We start from the raw sequence: 24,791 nt of genomic DNA, 5'->3' as shown, positions 1-24,791 counted from the left end.
CGCGGCGCTGCTCCCGGCGCTCCGCGCCGGGAGACGGGGCGAGTCGCTGCGCTCCCCGCCAGGGAGCCGCTGCGCGGCTCGCAGTGGGTCCATTCCCGTTGCCGACGATCGAGTCGCTTCGCTCCTCTGAGTTTCCAAGATTAGGCTCTCACCAAAGCTTTTCATCGGCACATTTGATCCGGTCCCCCACAGCCGAACGAGGCTGGGGAGACGGGGTGGTGCGCCCGACCCGCCGCCCACTCGCCTTCCTGTGCCGCTCCATGTCATACCCACAGCATACCACCCACCCCCACCCAACCCAAAACATCGAAAACCTCAAATCATCCAAATCTGTTGATCAACAACAACTTCTAAACCTTACAATCTGAGGTTTGTGCACAAAACACGTAAAGACCTACTCACCAACTAATTACCGAAACATGTTGCAAATCAACATCTTTCAAAAACGACTCAAAACCGGACGCAACAGACACCCGCGCGCCCGCCGGAACCCCGGCGCCGCCACTCCCCGAACAGGTCGCCGGCGACCCCCACATCACAAACCGGGGGCATGCCATCACACCAGGTCACAGCACTATTACGCCCACCGGTGCCGAGGTCGCATCGATCCCACCCCTAACCACCTACGCACCGCCCAGAATGGGCAGCAGGGAATTCAGCAGTAGTTCGCGTAGCTCGCGGCGACGCCTGGGAGGGAGCGCGTCATGGTGTTCGAGAGATTCTCCGATCAAGCCCGTCAAGTGGTCGTCCTCGCCGCCGGCGCCGCCCGCACCCACCACCAGAACTCCGTCGGCACCGAACACCTGCTGGTCGGGATCTTCGACGCTGGCGGCCCGGAGCGGCGGCGCTGACCTCGTGGGGTGTCACCGCGCCGGCCCTCGAGTGCAAGCTCGGCGGTGTTTCAGCGCACCGGCGGGCTCCGCTCCGGCGGTTGAGCACATCCCGTTCACCCCGAAGACGAAGAAGGTCCTCGAGGGCAGCCTGCGCCAGACTGCCCTGCTCGGGCACGAAGAGGATCGGCACCAACCACCTCCTCCTGGCCCTACTCGACGACCCCGCCTCCACCGGCGCTCACATCCTCACCGACCTCGCATCCCTACCCATCAGCGAAATGCGTAAGCACCTCAGACGCGAACTCGCCCACAGGCCCACCCCAGGCCCCGCCCACCGCATCCCCATCCGGCTCAACGCCGACGAATACACCCGCGCCCACGCCGCTGGCCAGAACCTCGAAACCTCCGGTCCACGAACACATCACCAACGCCCTCGAACAACCCGAATAACAGGTTCAGTCGGGGTGAAGAACAGTGCCATCGACACGAGGAACCACACCACCAACGGCACGAACGCGCACACCAACGGGCAGGGCGAAGTCCGCGCTCGGATCGGCCGCGGCGATGCGGCCCGTGACGGCGACGACCTACGGGGACATCTGTTCCCCGGTGACGAGGAAAATCACCCGGCGCCCGACCACGACGGCATGGTCACCGAAGCGCTCGTAGAAACGGCCCAGCAAGGTCACATCGACCGCGGCCGGGATGCTGCCGGTCCAGGCCGGATCCTCGATCAGAGTGAGCAGCCGTCGATGCAAGTCGTCGAGCTCGTCGTCGCGCCTACCGATCTCAGCGGCCAGTTCCGGATCATGCGTGCGCAGAACCCGTTCGGCGAGGCCGGCCAACTCGGCCGCCACCCGCCCCATCTCGGAGAGCAACTCCTCCGCCTCACCGGAAGCGACGTGCTCGGGATAGCGGCGGCGGACACTCTCGGCCACATGCTGCACCAACCCACCCATCCGGCTCAGATCCGCCACCAGGTGCACACCGGTGACCACCTGACGCAGATCACGCGCCACCGGGCCCTGCAACGCCAACAGCGCCATCGCCAGGTCCTCACACGGACCGCGCAACTCCTCGATCTGATCGTTCAGATCGAACACCCGCTCCGCCAAGGGCAGGTCAGCCAACACCAGGGCCTCGGTCGCCGCCTGCACCGCATCCCCGGCCAGCCGGCGCATCGACGCCAAACGGTCAGTCAGCTCGTCGAGCTGCTCATGAAACTTCATCCGCATAACCATCATCCTCGTGCACCTGCCGAAGACAGCACACCGGGACGTGTCACCTTCCCAGGTCAGAGCGCTCGCCCAGGCCGCGACTTCTCCCCGTCCATCCACGCGATCACATCGAACACGCGGAGCGCGGAGATCTCCGCGGGGAGGCCGGCCTCCTCCCGGATCGACAGCAACCGGTGATGCAACGCTCCGTCGTCGGCGCGGAGGGCCTCCCGGACCGGGTTCAGATGTGCGCGGGCGGCGCCCAGGACCTGACTGACGACGGAGCCCCAGATCGGGTAGAGCCGGGGCGTTTGCGGGCGATCAGCTTCGTCGCCTTCATCCCGCCCACGTCCCGCAGGCCGCGGAGGGCGGTTTCCAGGTCCCAGGCGGGCCACCCAGGGGTCAGCGGCTCCGGTTCGTCGACCAGTCCCAATCCGGGCCCACCGCCGCCAGAGGAGCGTTCGAGGCCTCCGCCTCGGCGTCCAGGATCACCCCGCACCGCCGTCGGGGGGACCTGCGATCTACGCCACGTCCGCGCCCGGTAGAGCGGCAGTCGACAAAGTGTCTCATTATCGTGTATTTCGTTGCTGCTGAGGAGCTCTCGCTTTCGGCTCCTGAACTAGCAGTTGCAACGCATCTCGTCCTCGTCTCCGGCGTTGCTCGGGCATCGACAGCCACGAGCGATGATCCGGATCGGCCAATGCCTCGGCCAGGGCTCGGACTCTGCCGCGATCGCTTCCCCTCATCCGTGCCCGATCGGCCATGGGGTTCTCGATGGCGCACGCCAACACCACGGCATCGTCGAGATGACGCCCCCGATCGCGGGGATCTTCGAGGTAGGCTGCGCCCTTGAGCACCAACGCCCCCAGGAGATCGGGCACACTCAACTTGGTTGACACCCCATCGATCTCGATCAGGCAGTCCACCGTCTTGCGCAACGCGGACGTGCCCGCAGGAACTGCGAACACCTCACGTCCAGACACCCTCGGCCGATACCGGGGTGCCAGGTGGTCGGCGACCATCACATCGACCTGCTCGACACCACCCGAACGTACGAAACGGTGCACCCGCCCCCTCACCGGCATCTGCAACTCGTATCCGAGCTGCTCGAGCCGGGCGCGGACACCGCCGAACGTCGCGGCACCGGTCTCGATATGCAGAATCATGTCGACATCGACGGTCGCCCGGGTCGGCGGCACACCCGCGCGCACCGCATGAAGCTGAACCATCAACCCGCCGATCAACGTCCACTGCTCGGACGGAATCATCTGGGCGATCTCGGCGGCCTGCGGCCACGGCGGCCCCCACCCGCCGACCGGTGCCTGCACCGTCCACTGCGGCCGCTCACCGGATGTCATCGAGCAACTCCCCCAGCACCCGCGCCCCGGCGCTGCGCTCCCGGGTGTCGAGCGACTCCATCAAATCGACCGCTATCGCCGCCGCCGGCAACGTCGTCGTTGTGAAAAACCGGTCCAGCGCAGTGACCACCCTCAACGTCACGTCCCCCTGACCGTCCGCCACCAAACCGAAGGTATCGATCACGCCGGCGAGGTCGTCGCCGACCACATACCCGTCCACAGCACCACCACCCCTTCCCGACAAACCGAATCGGCCCGCCACCCCCGGAACCTGGGTCAGCGCACTGACACCGGTGGCCGCCACGTACCCGCCGGTGACAAGAGTGTTCAGATCATCGCCCCATCCCCGCATCCGGTGCACCCGCGCGCGCCGGCGGGCAAGAAACGCCACCTCGGTCGCGCTCGCCCGGCGCAGCCGATGCCTCAGACGACTCGCCTGCGAAGGAGAAATCCAATCCACCCCCACCCCGGACAACATCGCCAACGCCGCCCACGCGACATCCCCGTTCCAGGGCCGGCCTCGATGGCGGTCCGTCTGCGCCACACGGTGCACCGACCCCGCATCCAACAGCAACGCCTTCCCCACCTCACGCGTGACCACCAGCTCCCCCGCCCGCGCGAGACGAGTGACCTGTCGGCCGGACACGCCCAGCTCGGCGGCCGCAGCCGCCACCGACATCTCACCCATACACATATGGTCGCACCTGCGACTATATAACGCAATAAATGCAGTTCAGCGAGCTTATTTAGCCGTTACCGACTGCGACCGGGCATTCCCGTCCGACACGTCCAGGACTGCGGCGTCATCGTCCATAGCCCAGGCCCGCCGCACGAGAGGCGACATCGATCCGCACCACGTCAGCCACGCCAGGTTCCGTCCAGGATCGTCCGGCGCAGCTGCTCGGCGGCCTCCGCCGCATCCGGGCCCGCGCTGGCGAGCACATCGCGCAACGCGATGATCGGATCGACCCGCACTGGGGGGACCGCGTCGACCGCGGCCGGATCGACCCGCGCCGTCGGTTGTGCCGCCGCGGCCGCGGTGCGCCACACAGTCGGGTCCTGCGGCACCGTCACCACCAGCGTGTACTCCGCATCGGTGGCCGGGGTGAAACCGGCCGCAGTGAAGTCCAACAGCCCACCGCTATACAGCCCGGCCACCGCCGGCAACCGCCACGGCGCGTACACATCCGCGGCCACATCCCCGGTCAGCACACACCCCACATTGCTTTCAGCGCACCAGGTTGCGGCCGCCTCCGCCTGCCGCACCACCGGATCGAGTCCATACCAGTACGTCGACACACCCCCCCGAACCCGGACCCCATCGAGGGCCTCGGCGCGCTGCCCGATCACCCACCCACGGTCGGTGCGCGACGCGAACCGATGACCCCGCCACACATGCGAGAGACCGACTGCTGCGTGACCTCCAACACCGCAGCCAACTCGACCTGCGTCACCGGCTGCTCGGCCAACAACAGCAACCGTTCGACCGCCCACCGCGTCCACGACCGACGACCACGCCGCAAACCCCGGTCCTCCGACCCGGCCTCGGTCGACGCCGCGGTGTGGTCGACACCCCCGATGACGACACGACCCTCCTCGACCGCGATCAAATCCACCACCCCCTCCGCCGCGAGATCCCCCAAGTACGACGTCGCACGCGGGGTGACAAGCAGGAACCGGTCCCCGCGATTCCCCCCACGTAGGCCCTCGACAATGCTCGGGGTCGGCGGCCTCCCAAACACCTTGACCCTCACCGCCACCGCGCCCCCGCCAGGGACAACCAGATCCAGATCAGTGGGCCCACCTGAGACGATCCGAACCTCGGCACGACGCAGCAACAGCAACGCACCCGACAACAACCGATCCGCCCGAGCCACACCCACCACCTCCGCCCCACCCACCCAAATGGGAATACAAACTAAAACACCATCGAGTACTTAAGTTTGTACAAGCGATTCTGCGTGTAGGCGTACACCCCGCGGCCATCGGCCACGAATCAACGCCGGCCCCCTCTGCGGTACCCATACCCACTCCTTCGCGCGGCCCCCAGCTGCGGCGCCTGAACTCGCCTCCGAGAGCCGTCGGCAACTACACAGCCCCCAGAGCTGTGACGTGAACCCGGATACCAGCCCGCGCAGCGCCTCCACGACTCGTCCAGATCCAGCACGCATGGCCTGGGCCCCTCCGCCGCAGGAGCACTGTCGCCCGGTCCGCCACGCGAAGCGGAAACTCGATGCGGGCAACGGCTACCGTGAGGACACGCTTTCGCACGTTTCCTGATCAAGGAGTCCGACATGGCCCTGCCGATTCCCTCCGGACGGCGTACCGGCAGCATTCTCGCTCTGGCCGCTGCAACGGTGCTGATCGGCTCCGCCCCCGCCGACGCCGACCCCGCCACCCCGGCAATTCCTCGCGGCTCCCAAGTGTTCGTCAACGACGTGCTCGGTCCGCAGGACCCCGGCTTCTGGAACCCCGACGTCCCGGGAACCCGCGTTCTGACTCCCGTCGAGCCCGGGGTGAGCGTGGTGTGCACCAGCGGCTTCGAACCGGTCCCCGGGTGCTCGACACTCGACATGCGCGACTGGTCCTCGCCGCAGCGCTCCCTCGTATTCGTCGACGTACCCGTGATCGGGCGGCCACCACTGCGCGTGTGGATGGACATCCTCCCCCGCCTGGACGAGGGCGCCCTGGGACAACTGATGGAACACCTCTTCCCTCGTTGACACCGGGCCCTCTCAGGTGCGTGCGAAACGTCACCCTCAGTGGGCTACGAGGAGCCCTGTCAGCCAACCGATCGGCGCTCCAAAGAGAGGAAAAGCGACGACCAGACAGAGCCGCGGGTAGCCGCCAGGAGCAGCTGGCGGCTCGTGGCCGTGACATCGCGCGGCAGCCGCTCCCCGGCCGGTGGAGCCAGCAACGAGGCTGCGTGTCGGCGTCCCCGACGCGACCAGATTCACAGGCGAACAGTCTCCGAGGCTGTGGGGTGGACACCTCATTTCTGGAGACGCATCGCCGCCGGCAACAACCGCTGATACGCCGGCCCGAGCATCCTGGTCACCACATCAACCACCCGAGCATCCGGGCCCACCAATACCCGCGCCTTGCCCCGTTCCACGCCCCGCAGAATCACCCGTGCAGCCTCGCCGGGATCCGTTCTGGCGATACGTTCCTCGAACGACCGCGCAACCTCGTCACCATCGACACCCACCGCATGACCAGCCCTGCGAGCGATCGAGGTGCGGACACCACCTGGGACGACACACGTCACCTTCACCGGGTGCCCACCGACCTGCATCTCTTGGCGCAGCGACTCCGTGAACCCCCGCACCGCGAACTTCGCAGCGTTGTACGCCGAGTATCCCGGCGCCGCAATGAGACCGAACGCCGACGACGTGTTCACCACATGCCCACGATCGGACCGCATCACATACGGCAAAAATTGCCTTCGTCCCATACACCACTCCCCAGAAATCGACCGCCATCACCCGCTCGAAATCCGCGAACTCCGAATCCACGACATCACCCGCGAACAGGATCCCGGCGTTGTTGAACACCGCATCGACCCCGCCGAACCTGTCCCCGACCTCCGCAGCGTGCCCCAACACCGCGTTCCTGTCCGACACATCCACCGCGGCGGCGAAAACTGAACCCGACACCGCACCACACAGATCCACCGTGTCCTTCACCGCCGATCCGTCCAGATCCGAGAGAGCCAACCGCACCCCCGCCCTCGCGAGCTGCACAGCAAGCTCACGACCGATCCCGGCGCCGGCACCCGTCACCGCGACGACACGGCCCCCGAAGTAACCCAACCAACTTCCCCTCCCGCTCATGAACCCCGGTAACAATCCCCACGATCGACAGTAGAAGATGAGTATGGGGAAGGCTGTGCATGCACGTCCTCCGAGGTTCGTCCCGGACCGTTGCGCTCGACCCCGAAGGACACTGCGACCTTGGATGATTCGCACATTGCGGCCTCACCATGCTCGCGGGCCGATCTCACCCCACCACTAACCAGTGCGCCGGCAAGTGTTGACCACCGCATCGACGGACCGCGGCGAGTCGAACGCGTCCTCGACAGCGGAAGATATCGGTTCGCCCCTGCGGTACCGGGCAGGTTCGTGCCGATGGCTGCGCGAGTGCGTCACAATGCGGGCAGTTCGCCGATCACGCTGTCCAGCAGGTCCCTGTCGTGGCGATTCGAGCGCGACGGAGGCAGCACGGCCGTGTCGAGCTCGCTAGTGGTCCGTCTGCGAATTAGTCGAGCGTTTTATATAGTCGACGCATGGTTGCAGCGGCGTTGTCGGTCAGTGACGAACAGCGGGCGGAGTTGAGGCGGATGGCGGCCTCGACGACACTGCCGCACCGGAAGGTGGTCCAGGCGCGGGCCTTGCTGTGGGCAGGCGACGGGGTGGCCAATGCCGAGATAGCCAGACGTTGCCAGGTGACTCCGGAAGCGGTGCGGCGCTGGCGCTCTCGCTTCGCAGAAGAGGGAACTTCCGGGGTCGGGACGGTCGCGAAGGGGCGAGGCCGCAAACCGAGTTTGCCGGCGGGCACAGTCGAAGAAGTGCTGCGGTTGACCCATCAGGAGCGTCCGGCGGACGGCTCGACACACTGGAGCACCCGGACGATGGCCGCCCGCGTCGGGATCGGGAAGGACTCCGTCGCCAAGATCTGGGCTGATCACAATCTCAAGCCCTGGCGGGTCGCGACGTTCAAGATCAGCAACGATCCGCGATTCGAGGAGAAACTCGTCGATGTCGTTGGGCTGTACCTGAACCCGCCCGCGCGGGCGGTGGTGTTCTCGTTCGACGAGAAGACGCAATGCCAGGCGTTGGACCGCACCCAGCCGTCGCTGCCCATGAAGCCAGGACGCGCCGGGACGATGACCCACGACTACAAGCGCAACGGCACCATCGATCTGTTCGCGGCGATGAACGTCGGCACCGGGGAGGTCCTCACAGACCTCCGCAAGGGCCACGCCGGAGCCGATGTGCTGCGGTTCTTCAAGCAGATCGACGCCAGCGTCCCGCGCTCGCTCGACGTTCACGTCGTGCTCGACAACCTGTCCGCGCACTCGACCCCGGAAATCAAAGCGTGGCTGGCGCACAAGAACCGTCGCCGGTGGCACCTGCATTACACCCCAACGTCGAGTTCCTGGCTGAACCTGATCGAACGCTGGTTCAAAGAACTGACCGACAAGCGGCTGCGCCGCGGCGTCTTCACCAGCGTCACCGACCTTGCCGACGCGATCACCACGTGGGCACAACACTGGAACGAGGAACCCAAACCCTTCGTGTGGAAAGCGACCGCGGAAGACATCATCGCCAAAGTCCAACGCGGCCGCACCGCCCTCCACAAGATCAAATCGCAGACAGACCACTAGTCGTCCTCGGGGAGATGGTCCTCGACGTTCCGGCCACCGCCACCGCCCGGGTCCGGCAACTCTCCCGCGGCGGCCGGCGCAAGAACGACCGCATCGACGCCGCCGCGGCCGCGTGTGTGGCCGCCCTGCAGGGCGACGCCCGACCGGTCGTCCCCGAAGGCCCGACCGACGTCCTGGCCTTGCTCGACGAACGTCGAACAAACTTGTGCAACAATCGCACTCGCATCGCCAATCAGCTGCACGCGTTGTTACGACAGTTGCTGGCCGGCGGGGCGCCAACCTCCTTGACTGCCGCCTCGGCCACGGCACTGCTGCGGGGCTTCCGTGCCCGCAGCGAGGTGGACCGAACCCGCGTCGGGCTGTGTCGCGACCTGATCGCCGACCTCCGGCGCCTCGACGACCGGCTCGCGGTGAACGAGAAACAGATGACCCAGGCTCTCGACGAGCACGGCACCCGTCTGCGGGAGGTCGACGGGATCGGTCCGGTGACCGCCGCCCGCTTGATCGGCCGAACCGGGCGCGTCAGCCGGTTTCCGACCGCCGCGGCCTTCGCAAACTACAACGGCTCGGCACCGGTGCAGATCGCCAGCGCCGACACTGATCGCCACCGCCTGTCCCGGTACGGAGACCGGCAACTCAACAGTGCGCTCTACACGATCGCGATGGTCCAGATCCGGATGCCTGCCAGCACCGGCCGCGGCTACTACGACAAGAAGATCGCAGAGGGCAAGAGTGGCCGCGCAGCGAACCGCAGCCTCAAGCGGCACCTGTCCGATCACGTCTGGCGCATCATGCTCGCCGACGAAAAACGCAGCCACCGACAACGCGAGGAAGAATCCGAAAGGGCTGCTTGACAAATAGAGAGGCACCCCCGAACGGTGGACAAGGGGGTTACCTGCTTCAGGCGACTGCCGCCCGAAGTGACTTCTCGTAGCTGTCGGGGCTTTGCATTCCCACTGCTGAGTGTCGTCGGACAGTGTTGTAGAAGATGATCCAGCTGTCAACTGCGGCAACGAGATCAGACTTCCTCGCAAAGACGTGCCGATAGTATTCCTCGTGCTTGAAGGTCGACCAGAATGATTCGGAAGGACTATTGTCCCAGCAGATCCCGGTCGCACCCATCGACCGACGCAACCCGTGCCGAAAACAGGCGGCCGCGGTCAGGTGAGCCGTGTATTCACCAGGCTCAACCGGTGGAAGCAACACCTCGATAACGGAGGTGTGGGATGGGACGACCACCCGGGTGGGCGGCAGCGTTGACGGGGCGTGCGGTGATGCGGTCACCGGGACGTCCTCCGATACGCCGAGATCTAGAGCGGGCATTCTGGACGCGGATCGCCGAGGGTCTCACGAGCGACGACGCAGCGACCGCATGCGGCGTGTCGGGGCCGGTGGGGACACGGTGGTTCCGCCAGGCTGGTGGGATGCCACCGATCGAGTTGACCCCGGTCTCGGGGAGGTACCTGTCGTTCACCGAGCGTGAGGATATCGCGCTGCTGCGAGCCAAGGGTATGAATATGCGCGACATCGCTGACCGGATCGGACGGTCACCGTCGACGATCTCGCGAGAGTTGCGGCGGAACGCCGCCACCCGCAATGGCAAGCTCGAGTATCGCGCGTCGACCGCGCAGTGGAAGGCCGATCTCGCCGCGAGGCGCCCGAAGCCGGCGAAGCTCGCCGAACACGATCGGTTGCGAGAATATGTGCAGGACAAACTGTCCGGTGTGATTCGTGCCGACGATGGAACCGTGGTGTCCGGTCCGGATGCGGCTTGGATTGGCCGCAACAAGCCTCGGCGCGGTGATCGTCGGTGGGCGACGGCGTGGAGTCCGGAGCAGATCTCGAATCGCCTGCCGATCGACTATCCGGATGACCCGACGATGCGCATTTCACCTGAGGCGATCTACCAATCGCTCTACATCGAGGGTCGCGGCGGCTTGGAGCGGGAGCTCGTCGCCTGCTTGCGCACCGGCCGGGCGCTACGAAAGCCTCGTGCGCGAGCGCGCAAACAGCGCACCGGATTCATCACCGAGGAGGTGACCATCAGCGCCCGTCCTGACGAGGTCGAGAGCCGGAAGACCCCGGGGCACTGGGAGGGCGACCTCATCATCGGTCTGACCCGGTCCGCGATCGGCACGCTCGTCGAGCGCACCAGCAGATACACGACACTACTACACCTGCCGCGACTGAAAGGCTATGGAACAGCGGCGATGGTGAAGAACGGGCCGGCGCTGTCCGGATATGGTTCGGAGTCCGTTCGTGATGCTCTGGCCGCGACGCTGTCACCGCTCCCCGAGCATCTACGCAGATCCGTGACGTGGGATCGCGGAAAGGAACTCGCGCGTCATGCCGAGCTGACCGCCTCAACCGGTATCCGTGTCTACTTCTGTGATCCGTACAGTCCATGGCAGCGCGGAACGAATGAGAACACCAATGGGCTGCTGCGACAATATTTTCCGAAGGGAACTGATCTGTCCCGATACAAGTTCCGTGAGCCTCAGGCGGTCGCCGATGCGCTCAACAACCGTCCCCGAAAGGTCCACGGTTGGAGAACTCCAGCGGAAGTGTTTGCCGAACACGTACACTCGTCCTCACGGCACGGTGTTGCGACGACCGGTTGAATCCGCCTTCTCCACCCCGGTCCGAATGCAGGATCGTCTCACGACACCACCCACCGCGCGCAGCCACGGCCCGGTCGATGGCTGTCGTGACCATCTCCGCACCGATGTGATCAGCAATGCTGTATCCCAACACTTTCCGCGAATGGCCGTCCCGGATCGCACACAAGAACATGTCACCTTCACCGGAGGTGAGATAGGTGACGTCGGTGAGCCAGACGGCATCGAGTCTGCCCTGGTCGAAGTGCCGCTCGATCAGATCCGGCGGGAACGACGCCTGCGGATCGACCACCGTCGTCTTGACCTTGAACGTGCGCGGACTGATGCCCTCCATACCTATCGAGGCCATGATCTTGGCCACCGTCGTGTTGTTCACCACCTCACCCTGAGAACGCAACTCGGCCGTGACCCGCGGAGACCCGTAGGTTCCCTTCGAATCCTTGTGGATCTCGACGATCTTGACTTCGAGGTCGGCGCGACGCTGCTGCCTCGGCGTCAGTACCGTGGTGGCCCTACGTTTGATGTACTGGTAATAGCCAGATGTGGACACTGTCAACAGTCGCGCCATCCGCGTGATCGAAAAGCGCTCACCTTCGGGTGCGGCGGTACCGGCGGTCTCCGCAATGTCGTCGGGGCCGGCGTACTTCACCATCAGATCGAACCGGGTCGATTCTTCTGCATCGCAGCAAAGTACGCCGAGGCTTTTACCAGAAAAGCGTTGTCCTTCTCAAGCTCGCCGACCTGCCGTCGCAGTCGCAGTAACTCGGCGCGTTCGGCCGTGTCCAGAGGTTTTTCTCCATGGACCTCGGCGGCAGCGATCCTGCGGCGCTCGACTTTGACCCATTCACCCAACAGGCTCTCGTTCAGGCCCAGCTCCCGGGCCACTTCCGCGATGGTACGACCGGAATCGATCACACGATGGGCGGCCTCGACCTTGTACTCGGCCGTGAACGACCGACGCTTGCGAGGAGGCATACGGACATCCTTCCAGCGGGACTGGAGTCCCGCCAACTCGATGTCCACTTTTCAGGGGGAACCTCAGACGATCTCGACGATCACCGAACGGGTGATGGACGGCATGCTCGAGTGGCAGAACCGGCCGCTGGACCCGGGGCGGATTCCACTAGTCGTGGCGAATCATCGGGTAATCGTGCAGGGGCCACCATCGTCGCACAGCCTGGTTCGGAGTGAGGTCATTCAGGCATAGCCGCGGACGGTCGTTGAGTTCGGTGGCGACCTCGTCGAGCTGGTCTTGGGTCCAGCAGCTTAGGTCAGTTCCCTTCGGGAAATACTGCCGCAAAAGCCCATTTGTGTTTTCGTTTGATCCCCGCTGCCACGGCGAGTGGGGATCGGCGAAGTAGATCCTCAGGCCGGTGGCGTCCGCGATACGCTCGTGGTGAAACATCTCGTTGCCCTGATCCCAGGTAAGCGACCGACGCAGCGAGACGGGCATCTGCGCGAAGCGCTCGATGAGAGCATCCCCGACGACTTGCGCGGAGTGGCCACCACGGATCGCGACCAGGATGGTCAATCGCGTCTTGCGCTCGACGAGCGTCGCGATCGCCGATCTCTGGCCGGCGCCGATGATGAGGTCGCCCTCGATATGCCCGACCCGACGACGTGATTCCACGTGGGCTGGCCGTTGCGCGATGGGCGTCATATTCGTTGACTGCTTGAGCGAACCGTCCCGGGATCGTCCGCGGCCACGGCGCCGGCGATAAGTCCGGCCGGTGCGCAAAGACCCGCCCGTCGCAGCCAAGACCAGTCTGCGGTACACCGCCTCATAGATCGTCTCAACGCACACGTGCCACGCCGTGCGGCGTGGGTAACGTCGCCGCAGCCACCGGCTGATCTGTGCCGGCGACCAGCGCTTGCCGAGCTTAGCGGCGACGAGCCGACGCAGCGTGTCATCATGGGTGAACACACGCACTTTCGGGCGTCGTCGACGCTGGTGTGCCTGGTTGTGGGCGTACCACGGTTGGTAACGACCATCGGATTTTCGATTGCGTGCGATCTCCTTGTACACCGACTGGAAGCTTTTGCCGATGCGTTCCGCGATCGTCTTGACCGACTCCTCACGGGCCAGCCCGTCGGCGATCTCGATACGGTCGTCTTGGCTCAAGTAGCGGCTACTGATCGGACTCTCGACATAAGACACACTGCCAGCGTCGATGAACCACAACGATCCACAGCTCAGCGACACGCCGACCGTCGCTGCCGCCTTCGATCCTGAGTGGCCTTGTCTGATCAGCTCGAAGTAGCGGCGCTTGTCTTCCTGTGGTGACTTGTTCCACGCATACCTGGGCATCGTAATCCTCTCGGGGAAGGATTCGCTTCGATCAGTGGAATCCGCCCGGTGTATCCGGTGCTGTTCATCGACTGTATCCACGTCAAGATCCGCGACGGCAACGTGGCCAACCGGCCGATCTACGTCGTGATGGGGGTGACTGTGGACGGCACTCGCGACATCCTCGGATTATGGGCCGGCGAGCACGGCGACGGGGAAGGGGCGAAGTATTGGCTCCGGGTGTTGTCGGAGCTGAAAAATCGTGGTGTGCAGGATGTTCTGATCGTCGTGTGTGACGGTCTGAAGCATCTGCCCGATTCGATCGGACAGGTGTGGCCGCAGACTATCGTGCAGACCTGCGTGGTCCACCTCCTCCGCAATACCTACGCCTACGCCTCCCGCAAGGACTGGGCCGAGATCGCCAAGGACCTCAAACCGGTGTACACCGCGCCGTCGGAGCAGGCCGCGCTGGACCGGTTCGCCGAGTTCAGCGACAAATGGGAGAAACGTTATCCCGCGATCATCCGGATGTGGACCAACGCCTGGGCCGAGTTTGTGCCGTTCCTGCAGTTCGACCACGCGATAAGGCAGGTGATTTACACGACCAACGCGATCGAGAGTGTCAATGCCCGAATCCGCAGGGCTGTCAAGGCTCGCGGCCACTTCCCGACCGAGGCGGCGGCCCTGAAATGTGTGTTCCTGGCCATCATGAGCCTCGACCCCAAAGGCACCGCCCGCCAGCGCTGGTCCAACCGCTGGAAGGCAGCGCTGAATGCCTTCGAGATCACCTTCGACGGACGCCTGTCCGCCGGACGAAAGTAGCCACAGCTCAAACAGTTACACCGTTAACTTGACAGACCCGCACTGAGCGTAGTTCATGTTTGGCGTTGGACCGACGTCCGAATTGCAGAGAAACATGCCGGTGTTGGATGACAGGTGTCGGCGGTGGGCGTGGATCTGCGCCGGTATGCTCAGGTAGGACCTCTCGCCCGGGGCTTTCGTCTGGTCCGGCCCGGGGCGTTCGGATGTCGGTTGGGGGCAGCGGCTTTCTGACCGGTCCCGTCACGCGCGCGAGTGACGCGGTCAGGTCCGTGATCCAGTCGTGGATGTCCGCCATGACGGGTCCTCGTCGCGCGACGGTGGAGTGCACCCGCACTTCCTGGTAGTAGGGATGGTCGATGTCCAGAGCCGGGAGGTTGTCCTCGCGCAGCCGCACCACCGAGAATCCGGCCGCGAGCAGGTCTCGACTCTTGTGTTCGTCGACGAGCACCTTCGCCGGCGCGCAATGCCAGTACGGGCAGTCGAGGTGTTTTTGGGACTCAACTGGGCATTCGGGTACGCGGCAGGATTGAATGCTCTCGCGCAGATGCAGCAGTATCGACATGGAGCTGATGTCGCTCGTGAATGCGGTCATGCCTGGCCACATGAGCGTCAAACCTTGCGGAGTGTGCTGCCCGGATCGGAAGGGGGTCGCGATGACGCTGTTACTTGTGGGCGTCCTGTGTCTCGGCATCGCCTCGATCATTGGAGGCGCCACCGGCTTCGGAACCGCACTTATCGCGACTCCGGTCATGTTGATGGTCGGATTCGACGTACGCGAAGTGGTATTTGTCAATCTGGTCGCCGGCCTGGTCACCCGCGTAAACGTGGCGTACCAGCTATGGAGCCAGATCAATTGGTGTCGGGTTGCACTATTGGGCGGCGGCAGTTTGCCTGGAGCGTGGCTCGGTGCGGTCACTCTCAGTCTGTTGCCGGAGCAGTATTTGAAGCCGGCAGCGGGCGCGCTGGTGATGTTGTGCGGAATCGCCATGGCCCTTCCGGTCCGGACGGTATCGCCACGGCAGCCGTCTGCCGTTGCGCAAGTACTGACCGGCGGTGTCGGCGGTTACCTCGGGACCACGACGTCCCTCAACGGTCCGCCTCCTGTTCTGCTCCTGATGCGAGCCCGGTTGCCACCGCTGGCATTCATCGCCGATCTCGCAGGTTATTTCATCGTCGCGAATGTCATCGCACTCGGCACTCTCTTTATCCGCGACGAGATCACCGTTTCGATGGTCTGGCCGCGCCTTCCGGTCTTCGTCATCGCCGCGCTGGTCGGCAACCTCACTGGACTGTCGATTGCCCGCCGGATCACGCCGGGCATGTTTCGGTCCGCCGTCATCGTATTGGTGATCGCGTCCGGCGCCGTGACTCTCGTCGTCGGATAGGAATTCCGCGGAGACGCGCTCAGCGATCGATCCCCACGCGGCGCATGCGATGTGCCACGGCGTGGGGATCGAGATGACGGGGACGCCGCCCGGCTGCGCGCGGGATATCGCCCGTTCTCCTGAGCGCAAGCGCGCGACTGTGTTCCCACCTCGGTCTACTTCGACTGGCGGGGACGCCGGACCTCACCACCGCGCGGCGACGGAGGACGAGCGAGTTCGCCGCCAGATCCGGCACCCAGCGGGTGAGGCTCGAGTTCCTCACCCTTGTCCGGCCTACAACGCCCGAGCCCGCGGCGACGATGATGAAATCCTTCTCCACCCCGGCCGATCGTCACGGGCAGCGGTCGTCAGCGCCCCTCGATGCCGTGAAATATCAACGGTTCTGCCCTGAACTCAGACACTTCGACCCGAAACGTAGGTTGCTCCCACCCTCCCTCGGCATGTGGCGGCCTGCCAGGTGATGCACCGCCGTCTCTCACACCGTCTGAGTTGAGGCCTGCGCCCACAACCGCTTGGGAATGCGGCCCGCGTGACGTGCCTCGTACCCCGCCACCACGGCTCCACGCATCGCCGACGCCATGAGTGCCGGGTCCTTCGCCCTGGTCACAGCCGTGGCCAGCAGCACCGCGTCGCAGCCGAGTTCCATCGCGAGGGTCGCGTCGCTGGCGGTCCCGATGCCGGCGTCGAGGATGACGGGAACCCCCGCACCCTCCACGATCATCTGAATGTTGTGCGGGTTCGCGATACCGAGCCCGGTGCCGATCGGCGAACCCAGCGGCATCACGGCCACGCAGCCGACGTCCTCGAGCCTGCGGGCCAGCACCGGGTCGTCGGTGGTGTACGGCAGGACGACGAAACCGTCGTCGACCAGTTGCTCTGCAGCGCTGACCAACTCGATGGCGTCGGGCATCAGGGTGCGTTCGTCGGCGATGACCTCGAGCTTCACCCAATCGGTCTCGAGCGCCTCACGGGCGAGTTGCGCCGTCAGCACCGCCTCGGCCGCACCGCGACACCCGGCCGTGTTGGGCAGCGGCGCGATGTCGAGCCGGCGCAGCAGGTCCAGCACACCGGTGCCGCCTGCGGCGTCGACGCGGCGCATCGCGACCGTGGTCAGCTCGGTGCCGGACGCCACGAGCGCCTCTTCGAGCACCGTCAGGTTGGCGCCGCCGCCGGTACCCATGATCAACCGTGAACCGAACGTGCGGCCCGCGATCGTGAGGCCCTTCTGCACGCCGGGCGTCGCGTCAGCCACCCTGCACCGCCGTGAGCGTCTCGATCTCCCAGCCCCGGACCACGAGCTCGTCCCACCGGGCGCGCGGGAACACGGCGCCGTTCACTGCCACCGCGATGCCCTTGGTGGGCAGGTTCAGCACCTCCAGCAGCCCGGTGACGGTCAACGGTTCCGTGAACTCGTGGTCCTCGCCGTTGACGCTGAAGCCGATCGGCACCACTACTCGCTGCTCACTCATCTCCATGACTCCCGTCCGAAGCGGCCGACACGCTTGTGTACGAGCCCGCTGCGTGGCCTACGTCGAGGTGCTCACCGTTAGTGAGGTGCACACGTCGGACCGGCACCCGGACGTCGCCCGACCTTTGGTACTGCTCGGTGCTACCCTCGATCGGCACCGTGGTGACGGATCTGGGTCTAGATGCGTTTGTGCTCATCATTGATGCTCCCTACGCCGGCATTACCCGGACAGGTTCGACGGTCGACGACCCTAGCCGTCCTCTCAGCCCGCTGGTGCGAGCCCCCGTGATGTGTAGTTGTCCCACGAACTGTAACCGAGATCCTGTGAGCAATCGCCCCGAGAATGGACGACTGCCCGTGGACCCTAGTCGCCAACGCTACTTGGCCAAGTCTGGTGGGTGGCATGGCGTCAGCAAGAGATCGGGGACGCGAGAGACCGGGGACAGGTGCTCACCAAAGAACGAACCATCCCGGGCAATGCGCCGATCGCGTCCCCACCGATGGACACTGGTGGAGACCGACGTTTCTGTCCCGCACCTTCGCCCGTAAGTCCAACCGAAAACGGTGGCATCGCACCTTTGACAAACCCGAGGCGCCGACCACTACCCAGGCCCAGACGAGGCCAGCTAGCGATGAGTGACAAGCCAGCTACGTTCGAGGAGCGCAGATACCCCGCCAAGACGTCGATTGGGACTCACGATCCTGTTTCGGTCCTACAGTGCCAAGTCAGATCTCATAACCTGCTGGGAGCGAGGCAACGACCGCTCGCGCCACCTCCATCACGAGCGGCCCCAGTTCCGCGATCCGGTCGTCCGGCATTCGGATCTCCGGCCCCTGCACCGCCAGGGCAGCAGTCGCTACCCCACCCGAACCCAGGACCGGAGCAGCTACGCCGCACACCCCGGGAACGCGCTCACCTCTGTTGATGCTGAAGCCGCGTGACCGGATCTCCTCGAGATCGCGGAGTAGATCCCGAGGAGAGGTGATTGTTGCCGGGGTCAGCCGTTCGAGTTCCCCTAGCCGCGCCACCTCCGCGTTCAGATCGCCGGCGAAGGCGAGTAGCGCCTTGCCTGTGCTCGTGCAGTACAACGGGATCCGTGTTCCGGTAGGTTGGCTGAACCGTAGAGGTTGCTTGGATTCGACCCTTAGTATGACCAGGGCGTGATCCCCGTCGCGGACAACAAGATTGACCGACTCACCCGTTTCCTCCGCCAAGCCGTCGAGCAGGGGCATGGCCGCATCGAAGCCAAGGGTTTGCCCTGCAGCGCGGCCGAGTAGGAAAGCCTCCAGACCAAGTCGATAGCGCTCGGTCTCCTTGTTCTGCACCACGTAGCCGGCCACGACGAGCGCCCTCACGATGCGATGCGTCGTGCTGGAGTGCAAATCCAAGGCATGGGCCATCTCGGTGACCCCTACGTCACCTTCCGCGTCCCGCAGGACGCGCAGGACGGAAAGCGCTCTGGTGATTGTTTGTGTACCGGCTACCTGACGGTTCTGCGCCGACGGTGCCGGGTGTTCAGCTGTTCTCACGCCTTCGCCCCTTCCCACATAATGAAATACTCTACCAAGTGGGTCGATGCGTTCACGCAAGCGCGAGCGATTGCCGCCCCGATTCTCATCGATGTTGCCAGCGCCCAAGCCGTCCGCACCGAAGTGCAGGAGGTGGTTCCCGAGTGGTGGCTGGCTGGGCCGGTTCTCAGTGACGTCGAACGCTGCGTCTGGCACCGAGCTCGTTCCGGGGATATTGGCAAGAACGGGGAGCGGGACGTCCGCCACGGTTCAGGAAGCCGACCGGTCGGGACCTTGACTTCGGCGCTGTTTCCGTCCCCTCCACGACCGCGGTGCCGCCAATACCGTTTGGGCGTGCGCGAGCTCTTCCCGCTTGGTGTGTCGCCCCGCCGATCCTGCGGTGGAATCGGATACGGCGGGTCGACACGGCAGGTCAGAGGATCGCCCCGACCCGCCCCCCGGTCACACTTGCTGGGGATATTCCGTGCTGTTGCAGGGCGTCAGCAAGCTGGCTGGGGACGTCAATCACGGTCGCGCCCGCGTTGGTCAGTGCGGTGACTTTCGAGCCGCCGCTTCCCCGGTCGCCGGTGACGATGGCACCGGCGTGGCCCATCCGGCGATCCGGCGGCGCGCTGCGTCCAGCGATGAACGCGACCACAGGTTTCGACATACCAGCGATGTACTCTGCGGCGTCCTCTTCCATCGAGCCACCGATCTCACCGACCAGCACGACGGCCTCGGTGCGCGGGTCGTCGTCAAGCGTGCGGATTGCATCGAGGCTTGTGGTGCCGAGAACCGGGTCGCCGCCAATACCGATGAAGGCTGATTGCCCGTACCCGGCACTGACGAGGTTCAGTGCGATTAGTGTGCCGAGGCTGCCGCTGCGGGAGACCACTCCGATATTGCCTGGTTGGAAGATGTTCGCGGCAAACCCTGGCATGATGCCCACCGAGGCCTGCCCCGGCACCACTAGCCCTGCGGTGTTGGGGCCGAGAACTTGAGTGCCGTGATCGCGTGCCTCGGCAAGGATTTCCATCACGTCGTGGTAGGGAACGTGTTCGGTAAGGAATACCAGCTTGCGCACCCCGGCGTGGATGGCGTCCAGTGCCGCGTTTTTGGCCGCTAGGGGTGGCACGAACAGCACACTGACGTCGAGCATGTGGTGAGATGCTGCGGCGGTGACCGAGTCGTAGACCGGCACTCCGGCCACGGTGCGCCCTCCTCTGCCAGGGCTAGCTCCAGCAACTATGCGGGTGCCGCAATCGGCCATCCGTTCAGTCCAATACGAGCCTTGTTTTCCAGTGATGCCCTGAACGATCACCGTTTCGTCTGCGGTTACCAACATCAGTTTTTTACCTCCTCGCGCGCCGTGCATGCCGCTGACACCGCGGCCTTTACGGCGTCATCCATCTGGTCATAGGGTTCGGTTCCCAGCACCTCACGGACGATCTGGATAGCTTCCTCTTCGCCGGTACCGTGGATGGAGAAGAACACGGGAATGTTGGGGCGCAACGCTGTCAATGCGTCCACAACGCCGCGGGTCATCACGTCGGTGCGGGCGAATGCGCCGCAGAAGTTGACCAGGAGACTTCGTACATTCGGGTTATTCAGCAGCAATTGCAAGGCGGGTGTTGCCTTGGTGTAGGCGTCGCCGCCGATCTCGAGGAAGTTCGCGGGCTGCCCGCCATAGTGGTTGACCGCGTCGAGCGTGGTCATGGTCAGCCCGGCACCATTGGCCAATACCCCAACATCGCCGTCGAGTTCGATGAACTGTAAGCCGAGTTTGCGTCCTTCTCGTTCGAGCGGGGTTTCGCTAGCCGGTTGGCTACCGCCCAGGCTTGTCACTAGCTCCTCGTGGCGCACCAGGGCACCTGGGTCGAGAGAAATCTTGGCGTCGAGAGCGGCGATCACGGCGTCCTCGGTCAGAACCAATGGGTTTACCTCGACCAAATCGGCGTCGACACGTCGGTACACCTCGTACAGCCGAATTAAGGTGGCAGCGACCGTCGCCCGCGTCCTTGTGGGCAGGTCCGTGTCTGAGAGCAGAGTCACGACCTCCTCTTCGGACAATCCAGTCCGGATATCGATCTGATGCTGGAGTACCTTTTCCGGTGCAGTGGAATTGACTTCCTCGATGTCCATCCCGCCCTGGGTCGAGAACAACAGGAGGGGGCCCTTACTCGCGGGGTCGTTGAGGATCGCGGCGTAGAGTTCTCGTGCTATCGGGAGGGCCTGCTCGACGATTACCTCGGTGACGATGAATCCGTCCACCGACGACCCCAGCAAATCGTATGCCTCGTGCTGAGCCTGTGCCGCGGTTTCGGCGAACCGTATTGCCCCGGCCTTGCCTCGCTTGCCGGTCGGTACCTGCGCCTTGATGACGATCTTTCCGCCGAGGGTAGCGGCGATCGCGGCAGCCTCGCTCGCATTGGAGACTACTGCCCCGTCGGGAATGGTGATCCCCGACTCGGACAACAGTCGTTTGCCTTGGTATTCCAGCAGTTTCATGGTCTATCGCCCATACCTTTCGAAGTAGTTGCCCCACAGTTGTTCTTCCGTCGGAACCCGCGGGGGGATCACCTGCGCCAGTCGTGTGATGTTGAGGAAATGCCGGTACGAGAGGTTGTCGCTGATGCTGTTGCCAGCCCAGGTACCCGCCCCCATCGTCAGGGTGAAGCCGAGCCCGTTATCGAAGCCGCCGCCCGTACCGAAGCAATGCGCCTGATTGACCAGGACTCGGGCGACTCGCAGTCGCCGTGCCACCGTGTGGGCGTGTTCCACGTTGCGTGTATGGATTCCGCAAGAGTGCCCCGCACCTTGGAAGTCGAGCAATCGCTGGATGCGGTCCAGGGCGGAGTCGAGATCGTGATAGCGATAGACCGTGAGCACAACGGACAGTTTCTCGCCGGAGAAGGGGCGCTCTGGGCCGACACCATCTTCCTCGACCATGAAGAAGTCGGCCTCACGGGCCTCCAGTGAATCCAGTCCAGCGAGTGCAGCGATTTTTCCCGGGGGTTGTGCAGTGATGGCGGAGGACAGTTTGCCGTCCGGCCACATCACGGCCTGCAGCCGATCCTTTTCTGCTGGGGTCAGCAGGTATCCTCCTTGATTTCTCAGCGCCTCCAGTGCCTCGGTGTAGACCGTGTCCGTGATGTGCACGGAGTTTTCCGACGAGCAACTCGTTGAGTAGTCGAAAATCTTGCTCTGCTTGATCTTCGCGGCGGCATCCTCGACGTCTGCGTCGGCCTCGATGATCACCGGGGCGTTGCCGGCCCCGACGCCGAGGGCGGGAGTGCCACTGGAGTACGCCTGCCGGACGTTGCGTTGGGATCCGGTAACCACGACGAGATCGGCCTGGTTCATCAGCTCGTTGGTCAGCGGCTTGCTCGGTGCGGCGAGTGACTGCACCAGATCTCGAGGTGCACCGACCTTGTCCAATTCTGCATGCATGTAACGCACCAACATCGCGGCGGTCGAGGCACCCTTCGGCGACGGCGAAATGATCACGGCATTACGTCCTTTGAGCGCCATGAGGGTCTTGTTCGCCGGCGTCGCGGCCGGGTTGGTCGACGGGCAGACGGCCGCTACTACCCCCACAGGCTTGGCGTACTCGGTGATTCCGAGCTGTACGTCCTCGTGGATGATCCCGACCGACGGAGCCCCCGTTAGATCGCGCAGCGTGCCGAGTGTCTTGCGCTGGTTCTTCACGACCTTGTCTTCGACCCGTCCGAGGCCGGTGTCCTGGACCGCCAATTCGGCCAGGGCAAGGGCCCGCTCCGGTTCGTAGATGGCCCACGCCACGGCGGCGACCACGTCGTCGACCCGCTGTTGTGAGTAGGTCTCGAATGTTGCCTGCGCGGCGCGCGCCCGGGCCACGATTTCCGTGATCGATGCGACGGGATCTTCCGCGCACGTCGGGGGGGTTTGCTCGGGCATCGGTTGTCCTTTCCTGCGGCTGCCACGGCTTCCTCCGCACGTGGCAGTAATTCCATATTGTGGTGTTCTATTCCAAATCCTCTAGCACCGACACTCGTTCTGTCAACCGTTGCTGGGATGTCAGATGTGTTTATGGCCAATGCGTGTCGCAAAACGCGGTCAAACGACTCAGGCTGCTGTGTGAGCATTGACACATCGCCGATGCTGCCCTAGCGTCTCTATGGCATACGCTTCCACAATTTGGAACGAGCAAAATGGTGCATTTGTGTCCCACTCCCCCGCCCCAACGGGGTGACTCGGGCCCTGCCTACTCCAACGCGGCGAACCGTGTCTCACTACGGCCCGCACGTGCCCTGCTCCGCAAGTCCGGGCATACCGAGGGTTTCAACCCTGACAACGTCGTTCATCTGGCGGCACTGCGACTGGCTCACGGCCAGCCGATGCGACCTCGCCCCCTGGCATCATGAAGGTAGACCATTCAATGACGAATCAACCCAAGACGGTGTCCATACCCCCACTTCGCCCTCCCGCCACCGGTGCAACTCTGATGGAGTCGCTGCGCCACCGGGTACGTGGCAAAGTCCTGCTGCTGTTGTGCGGAATGTATTTCATTACGTACATGGACCGTGTCAGCATCTCCACCGCGGCCCCCTTCATCAAGCAGGATCTGGGGCTCACCTCCACACAACTCGGCCTTGCCCTGGCAGCATTCTCGATCCCGTACGCCTTCTTCCAGATCTTCGGTGGGGTCCTCAGCGACAAATTCGGTCCGCGGATAGTGCTCACCGTCGTAGGCGTCGTGTGGGCGCTCACAACCGTTTGCACCGGGCTGTCGGTCGGGTTGGTAACCCTATTCGCAGCGCGACTCGGCCTCGGGTTCGGTGAGGGTGCCGCGTTCCCCACCGCTACCAATGCGATGGCCAAATGGTTGCCGACTGATCGAAGGGCCTTCGGCCAGGGCATCACGCACGCCTTCGCCCGGATCGGAAATGCGATCGCCCCGTTGGTGGTAGCCGGCCTCATCGCCGTCTACAACTGGCGGCTCGCGTTCGTCGTGCTCGGCATCATCAGCTTGATGTGGGCGATTGTGTGGGCGTTCTACTATCGGGATCGGCCCGCCGACCATCCGAAAATCACCGACACAGAGTTGGCCGAGTTGACCCCCGACCAGCGCAGTGATGTCCGCCCCCCGGTGCCGTGGAAAGCACTGTTCGCCCGAATACTCCCCGTCACCTTTGTCGACTTCTGCTACGGCTGGATGCTGTGGGTCTACCTCACGTGGATCCCTTCATTTTTCCACGAAAGCTTCGGTCTGGACCTGGCCAAGTTCGCAGCGTTCTCTGCCCTCGTCTTAATCGCGGGAGTGTTTGGCGACATGGCTGGCGGCCTGATTTCAGATGCGCTCCTCCGCCGGACCGGCAGCCTCAAGATCGCACGCCGAGCGGTACTGGTCGCAGGCCTGCTCGGCTCGTTCGTTTTCATTGCACCGACCCTGTTCGTGCATAACCTCGTCCTGACAATTGTGTGCCTTGCCGCGGCGTTCTTTCTGCTCGAGCTCACCAATCCTGTCCTGTGGGCCATCCCGATGGATATCGCCCCGAACCATGCGGGCACCGCAGGTGGGCTGATGAATACCGGCTTCGGTATCGCTGGCATCGTCTCACCAATCGTGTTCGGCCTTCTCATCGACGTGAGCGGTGGCTGGGTGATGTCGTTCGCACTGTCCGCGGCGCTTCTTCTCGTCGGCGCGCTCGCCTCGTTGTTGATCAACCCTGCTAGACAAGTCCCCGACACCACACCTGCGGCCGCGTAGGCCCCCGCGGCTGCCGCCGTTCCGCCGCCAGCCATGGCTCCGCGACAGGTGAGTCACCAATCAGCCGTGCCGAGCCATCGTCCGGCAGAGGTGATCATTAGCGAAAGATGCTGTCGCAGTTCTTCATTAACTATCTATCAAGCACACAGAGAAGAGAAG

Annotated in this window: 22 protein-coding genes, 5 pseudogenes and 1 riboswitch; of the genes and pseudogenes, 9 read left to right on the top strand and 18 right to left on the bottom strand. The window is 64.3% G+C overall.

The genetic code is table 11. The features are described 5' to 3' along the window. Positions 1 to 704 precede the first annotated feature (704 nt). Together PSR88_RS38785 and PSR88_RS38780 are read left to right on the top strand one after the other, a co-directional pair. The gene (locus PSR88_RS38785; protein WP_342338978.1) at positions 705 to 851 is read left to right on the top strand and encodes a hypothetical protein; all 147 of its coding nucleotides are present in this window, start codon (positions 705 to 707) and stop codon (positions 849 to 851) included. Positions 852 to 931: 80 nt separating this feature from the next. Further along, positions 932 to 1,057, top strand: a pseudogene (locus PSR88_RS38780) (hypothetical protein); the annotation flags it as partial. A 363-nt stretch (positions 1,058 to 1,420) separates the two neighbouring features. On the opposite strand, the gene phoU reads toward PSR88_RS38780, so the two are convergent. From phoU to PSR88_RS38750, 6 genes and pseudogenes are all read right to left on the bottom strand, one after another. Then, positions 1,421 to 2,068 (bottom strand): phosphate signaling complex protein PhoU, encoded by a 648-nt coding sequence (phoU, locus tag PSR88_RS38775; protein WP_016884893.1) that lies wholly within the window; start codon positions 2,066 to 2,068, stop codon positions 1,421 to 1,423. A 59-nt stretch (positions 2,069 to 2,127) separates the two neighbouring features. Next, positions 2,128 to 2,549, bottom strand: a pseudogene (locus PSR88_RS38770) (DUF6308 family protein). A 70-nt stretch (positions 2,550 to 2,619) separates the two neighbouring features. Beyond that, on the bottom strand, positions 2,620 to 3,408 hold the full coding sequence (locus PSR88_RS38765) for a hypothetical protein (RefSeq protein WP_016884894.1): 789 nt from the start codon (positions 3,406 to 3,408) through the stop codon (positions 2,620 to 2,622). After that, positions 3,395 to 4,096 carry a hypothetical protein gene (locus tag PSR88_RS38760; RefSeq protein ID WP_029539781.1) on the bottom strand — a complete coding sequence of 234 codons (702 nt, stop codon included), beginning with the start codon at positions 4,094 to 4,096 and terminating at the stop codon, positions 3,395 to 3,397. The genes PSR88_RS38765 and PSR88_RS38760 overlap by 14 nt, the downstream gene beginning before the upstream one ends. 170 nt (positions 4,097 to 4,266) lie before the next feature. Further along, on the bottom strand, positions 4,267 to 4,758 hold the full coding sequence (locus tag PSR88_RS38755) for a hypothetical protein (protein WP_016884896.1): 492 nt from the start codon (positions 4,756 to 4,758) through the stop codon (positions 4,267 to 4,269). Then, positions 4,755 to 5,024 (bottom strand): hypothetical protein, encoded by a 270-nt coding sequence (locus PSR88_RS38750; protein WP_157180210.1) that lies wholly within the window; start codon positions 5,022 to 5,024, stop codon positions 4,755 to 4,757. Before PSR88_RS38750 ends, PSR88_RS38755 begins: the two co-directional genes overlap by 4 nt. Positions 5,025 to 5,702: 678 nt before the next feature. Here PSR88_RS38750 and PSR88_RS38745 point away from each other — a divergent pair. Beyond that, positions 5,703 to 6,131: a hypothetical protein gene (locus PSR88_RS38745; RefSeq protein WP_016884898.1), complete on the top strand. Its 429-nt coding sequence runs from the start codon at positions 5,703 to 5,705 to the stop codon at positions 6,129 to 6,131. Positions 6,132 to 6,400: 269 nt separating this feature from the next. On the opposite strand, the pseudogene PSR88_RS38740 reads toward PSR88_RS38745, so the two are convergent. After that, positions 6,401 to 7,241, bottom strand: a pseudogene (locus PSR88_RS38740) (SDR family NAD(P)-dependent oxidoreductase). 452 nt (positions 7,242 to 7,693) lie between these two features. Here PSR88_RS38740 and PSR88_RS38735 point away from each other — a divergent pair. Further along, positions 7,694 to 8,794, top strand: coding sequence for an IS630 family transposase (locus PSR88_RS38735; RefSeq protein ID WP_037198108.1), 1,101 nt, complete (start codon positions 7,694 to 7,696; stop codon positions 8,792 to 8,794). Continuing rightward, positions 8,791 to 9,648, top strand: a pseudogene (locus PSR88_RS38730) (transposase); the annotation flags it as partial. The gene PSR88_RS38735 and the pseudogene PSR88_RS38730, both read left to right, overlap by 4 nt. Positions 9,649 to 9,694: 46 nt before the next feature. Here the strand turns inward: PSR88_RS38730 and PSR88_RS38725 are convergent. Further along, positions 9,695 to 10,117, bottom strand: a complete 423-nt coding sequence (locus PSR88_RS38725) for an integrase core domain-containing protein (protein WP_083853015.1) — start codon at positions 10,115 to 10,117, stop codon at positions 9,695 to 9,697. On the opposite strand from PSR88_RS38725, the gene PSR88_RS38720 reads away from it, so the two are divergent. Next, positions 10,021 to 11,415 carry an IS30 family transposase gene (locus tag PSR88_RS38720; RefSeq protein WP_037195973.1) on the top strand — a complete coding sequence of 465 codons (1,395 nt, stop codon included), beginning with the start codon at positions 10,021 to 10,023 and terminating at the stop codon, positions 11,413 to 11,415. The two genes, PSR88_RS38725 and PSR88_RS38720, sit on opposite strands and share 97 nt — an antisense overlap. Here PSR88_RS38720 and PSR88_RS38715 read toward each other — a convergent pair. The 3 genes from PSR88_RS38715 to PSR88_RS38705 all read right to left on the bottom strand — a co-directional run bounded on the left by PSR88_RS38715 (position 11,312) and on the right by PSR88_RS38705 (position 13,720). Next, positions 11,312 to 12,064: an IS3 family transposase gene (locus PSR88_RS38715; RefSeq protein ID WP_016880539.1), complete on the bottom strand. Its 753-nt coding sequence runs from the start codon at positions 12,062 to 12,064 to the stop codon at positions 11,312 to 11,314. The two genes, PSR88_RS38720 and PSR88_RS38715, sit on opposite strands and share 104 nt — an antisense overlap. Further along, positions 12,064 to 12,435, bottom strand: a complete 372-nt coding sequence (locus tag PSR88_RS38710) for a transposase (RefSeq protein WP_016880540.1) — start codon at positions 12,433 to 12,435, stop codon at positions 12,064 to 12,066. Before PSR88_RS38710 ends, PSR88_RS38715 begins: the two co-directional genes overlap by 1 nt. Before the next feature lie 100 nt (positions 12,436 to 12,535). Then, positions 12,536 to 13,720, bottom strand: a complete 1,185-nt coding sequence (locus tag PSR88_RS38705; protein WP_016880541.1) for an IS30 family transposase — start codon at positions 13,718 to 13,720, stop codon at positions 12,536 to 12,538. A 48-nt stretch (positions 13,721 to 13,768) separates the two neighbouring features. Between PSR88_RS38705 and PSR88_RS38700 the strand changes: the two are divergent. Then, positions 13,769 to 14,521, top strand: a pseudogene (locus PSR88_RS38700) (IS256 family transposase); the annotation flags it as partial. A 7-nt stretch (positions 14,522 to 14,528) separates the two neighbouring features. Here PSR88_RS38700 and PSR88_RS38695 read toward each other — a convergent pair. Beyond that, complete coding sequence (locus PSR88_RS38695; protein WP_237723838.1) at positions 14,529 to 15,113, bottom strand: hypothetical protein; 585 nt, start codon at positions 15,111 to 15,113, stop codon at positions 14,529 to 14,531. A gap of 61 nt (positions 15,114 to 15,174) precedes the next feature. Between PSR88_RS38695 and PSR88_RS38690 the strand changes: the two genes are divergently transcribed. Further along, on the top strand, positions 15,175 to 15,906 hold the full coding sequence (locus PSR88_RS38690; RefSeq protein WP_016880543.1) for a sulfite exporter TauE/SafE family protein: 732 nt from the start codon (positions 15,175 to 15,177) through the stop codon (positions 15,904 to 15,906). 475 nt (positions 15,907 to 16,381) lie between these two features. Here PSR88_RS38690 and PSR88_RS38685 read toward each other — a convergent pair whose 3' ends face one another. From PSR88_RS38685 to sauS, 6 genes are all read right to left on the bottom strand, one after another. Continuing rightward, the gene (locus PSR88_RS38685; protein WP_016880544.1) at positions 16,382 to 17,158 is read right to left on the bottom strand and encodes a thiazole synthase; all 777 of its coding nucleotides are present in this window, start codon (positions 17,156 to 17,158) and stop codon (positions 16,382 to 16,384) included. Next, positions 17,151 to 17,375, bottom strand: a complete 225-nt coding sequence (gene thiS / locus PSR88_RS38680; protein ID WP_029537985.1) for a sulfur carrier protein ThiS — start codon at positions 17,373 to 17,375, stop codon at positions 17,151 to 17,153. Before thiS ends, PSR88_RS38685 begins: the two co-directional genes overlap by 8 nt. A 187-nt stretch (positions 17,376 to 17,562) precedes the next feature. Then, positions 17,563 to 17,671, bottom strand: a riboswitch (TPP riboswitch). Between the two features lie 429 nt (positions 17,672 to 18,100). Continuing rightward, entirely contained in the window at positions 18,101 to 19,099 is a 999-nt protein-coding gene (locus PSR88_RS38675) for an IclR family transcriptional regulator (RefSeq protein WP_237723842.1), read from the bottom strand. Positions 19,100 to 19,316: 217 nt separating this feature from the next. Continuing rightward, positions 19,317 to 20,228, bottom strand: coding sequence for a succinate--CoA ligase subunit alpha (locus PSR88_RS38670; protein ID WP_083853014.1), 912 nt, complete (start codon positions 20,226 to 20,228; stop codon positions 19,317 to 19,319). After that, positions 20,228 to 21,391 (bottom strand): succinate--CoA ligase subunit beta, encoded by a 1,164-nt coding sequence (locus tag PSR88_RS38665; protein WP_016880548.1) that lies wholly within the window; start codon positions 21,389 to 21,391, stop codon positions 20,228 to 20,230. The genes PSR88_RS38670 and PSR88_RS38665 overlap by 1 nt, the downstream gene beginning before the upstream one ends. 3 nt (positions 21,392 to 21,394) lie before the next feature. Next, complete coding sequence (gene sauS, locus PSR88_RS38660) at positions 21,395 to 22,819, bottom strand: acylating sulfoacetaldehyde dehydrogenase (protein ID WP_016880549.1); 1,425 nt, start codon at positions 22,817 to 22,819, stop codon at positions 21,395 to 21,397. A gap of 547 nt (positions 22,820 to 23,366) precedes the next feature. On the opposite strand from sauS, the gene PSR88_RS38655 reads away from it, so the two are divergent. After that, the gene (locus PSR88_RS38655; protein WP_016880550.1) at positions 23,367 to 24,632 is read left to right on the top strand and encodes an MFS transporter; all 1,266 of its coding nucleotides are present in this window, start codon (positions 23,367 to 23,369) and stop codon (positions 24,630 to 24,632) included. The last annotated feature ends 159 nt before the right edge of the window (positions 24,633 to 24,791 follow it).

Origin of the sequence: Rhodococcus sp. DK176 (genome assembly GCF_038447315.2) — a bacterium.
Taxonomy (GTDB): domain Bacteria; phylum Actinomycetota; class Actinomycetes; order Mycobacteriales; family Mycobacteriaceae; genus Rhodococcus_F; species Rhodococcus_F jostii_A.
Note: the sequence above shows the minus strand (reverse complement) of the source record. Positions and strands in the feature narration are given on the sequence as shown.

Bases quoted from the DNA above. Each gene is read 5' to 3' on its own strand.
- PSR88_RS38725 (WP_083853015.1), bottom strand. From the start codon at position 10,117: ATGCCCGCTCTAGATCTCGGCGTATCGGAGGACGTCCCGGTGACCGCA.
- PSR88_RS38655 (WP_016880550.1), top strand. From the start codon at position 23,367: ATGGAGTCGCTGCGCCACCGGGTACGTGGCAAAGTCCTGCTGCTGTTG.
- PSR88_RS38720 (WP_037195973.1), top strand. From the start codon at position 10,021: ATGGGACGACCACCCGGGTGGGCGGCAGCGTTGACGGGGCGTGCGGTG.
- thiS (WP_029537985.1), bottom strand. From the start codon at position 17,375: ATGAGTGAGCAGCGAGTAGTGGTGCCGATCGGCTTCAGCGTCAACGGC.
- PSR88_RS38670 (WP_083853014.1), bottom strand. From the start codon at position 20,228: ATGTTGGTAACCGCAGACGAAACGGTGATCGTTCAGGGCATCACTGGA.
- PSR88_RS38760 (WP_029539781.1), bottom strand. From the start codon at position 4,096: ATGGGTGAGATGTCGGTGGCGGCTGCGGCCGCCGAGCTGGGCGTGTCC.
- PSR88_RS38690 (WP_016880543.1), top strand. From the start codon at position 15,175: ATGACGCTGTTACTTGTGGGCGTCCTGTGTCTCGGCATCGCCTCGATC.
- PSR88_RS38665 (WP_016880548.1), bottom strand. From the start codon at position 21,391: ATGAAACTGCTGGAATACCAAGGCAAACGACTGTTGTCCGAGTCGGGG.
- phoU (WP_016884893.1), bottom strand. From the start codon at position 2,068: ATGCGGATGAAGTTTCATGAGCAGCTCGACGAGCTGACTGACCGTTTG.
- PSR88_RS38715 (WP_016880539.1), bottom strand. From the start codon at position 12,064: ATGGTGAAGTACGCCGGCCCCGACGACATTGCGGAGACCGCCGGTACC.
- PSR88_RS38695 (WP_237723838.1), bottom strand. From the start codon at position 15,113: ATGACCGCATTCACGAGCGACATCAGCTCCATGTCGATACTGCTGCAT.
- PSR88_RS38785 (WP_342338978.1), top strand. From the start codon at position 705: ATGGTGTTCGAGAGATTCTCCGATCAAGCCCGTCAAGTGGTCGTCCTC.
- PSR88_RS38705 (WP_016880541.1), bottom strand. From the start codon at position 13,720: ATGCCCAGGTATGCGTGGAACAAGTCACCACAGGAAGACAAGCGCCGC.
- PSR88_RS38745 (WP_016884898.1), top strand. From the start codon at position 5,703: ATGGCCCTGCCGATTCCCTCCGGACGGCGTACCGGCAGCATTCTCGCT.
- sauS (WP_016880549.1), bottom strand. From the start codon at position 22,819: ATGCCCGAGCAAACCCCCCCGACGTGCGCGGAAGATCCCGTCGCATCG.
- PSR88_RS38735 (WP_037198108.1), top strand. From the start codon at position 7,694: ATGGTTGCAGCGGCGTTGTCGGTCAGTGACGAACAGCGGGCGGAGTTG.
- PSR88_RS38765 (WP_016884894.1), bottom strand. From the start codon at position 3,408: ATGACATCCGGTGAGCGGCCGCAGTGGACGGTGCAGGCACCGGTCGGC.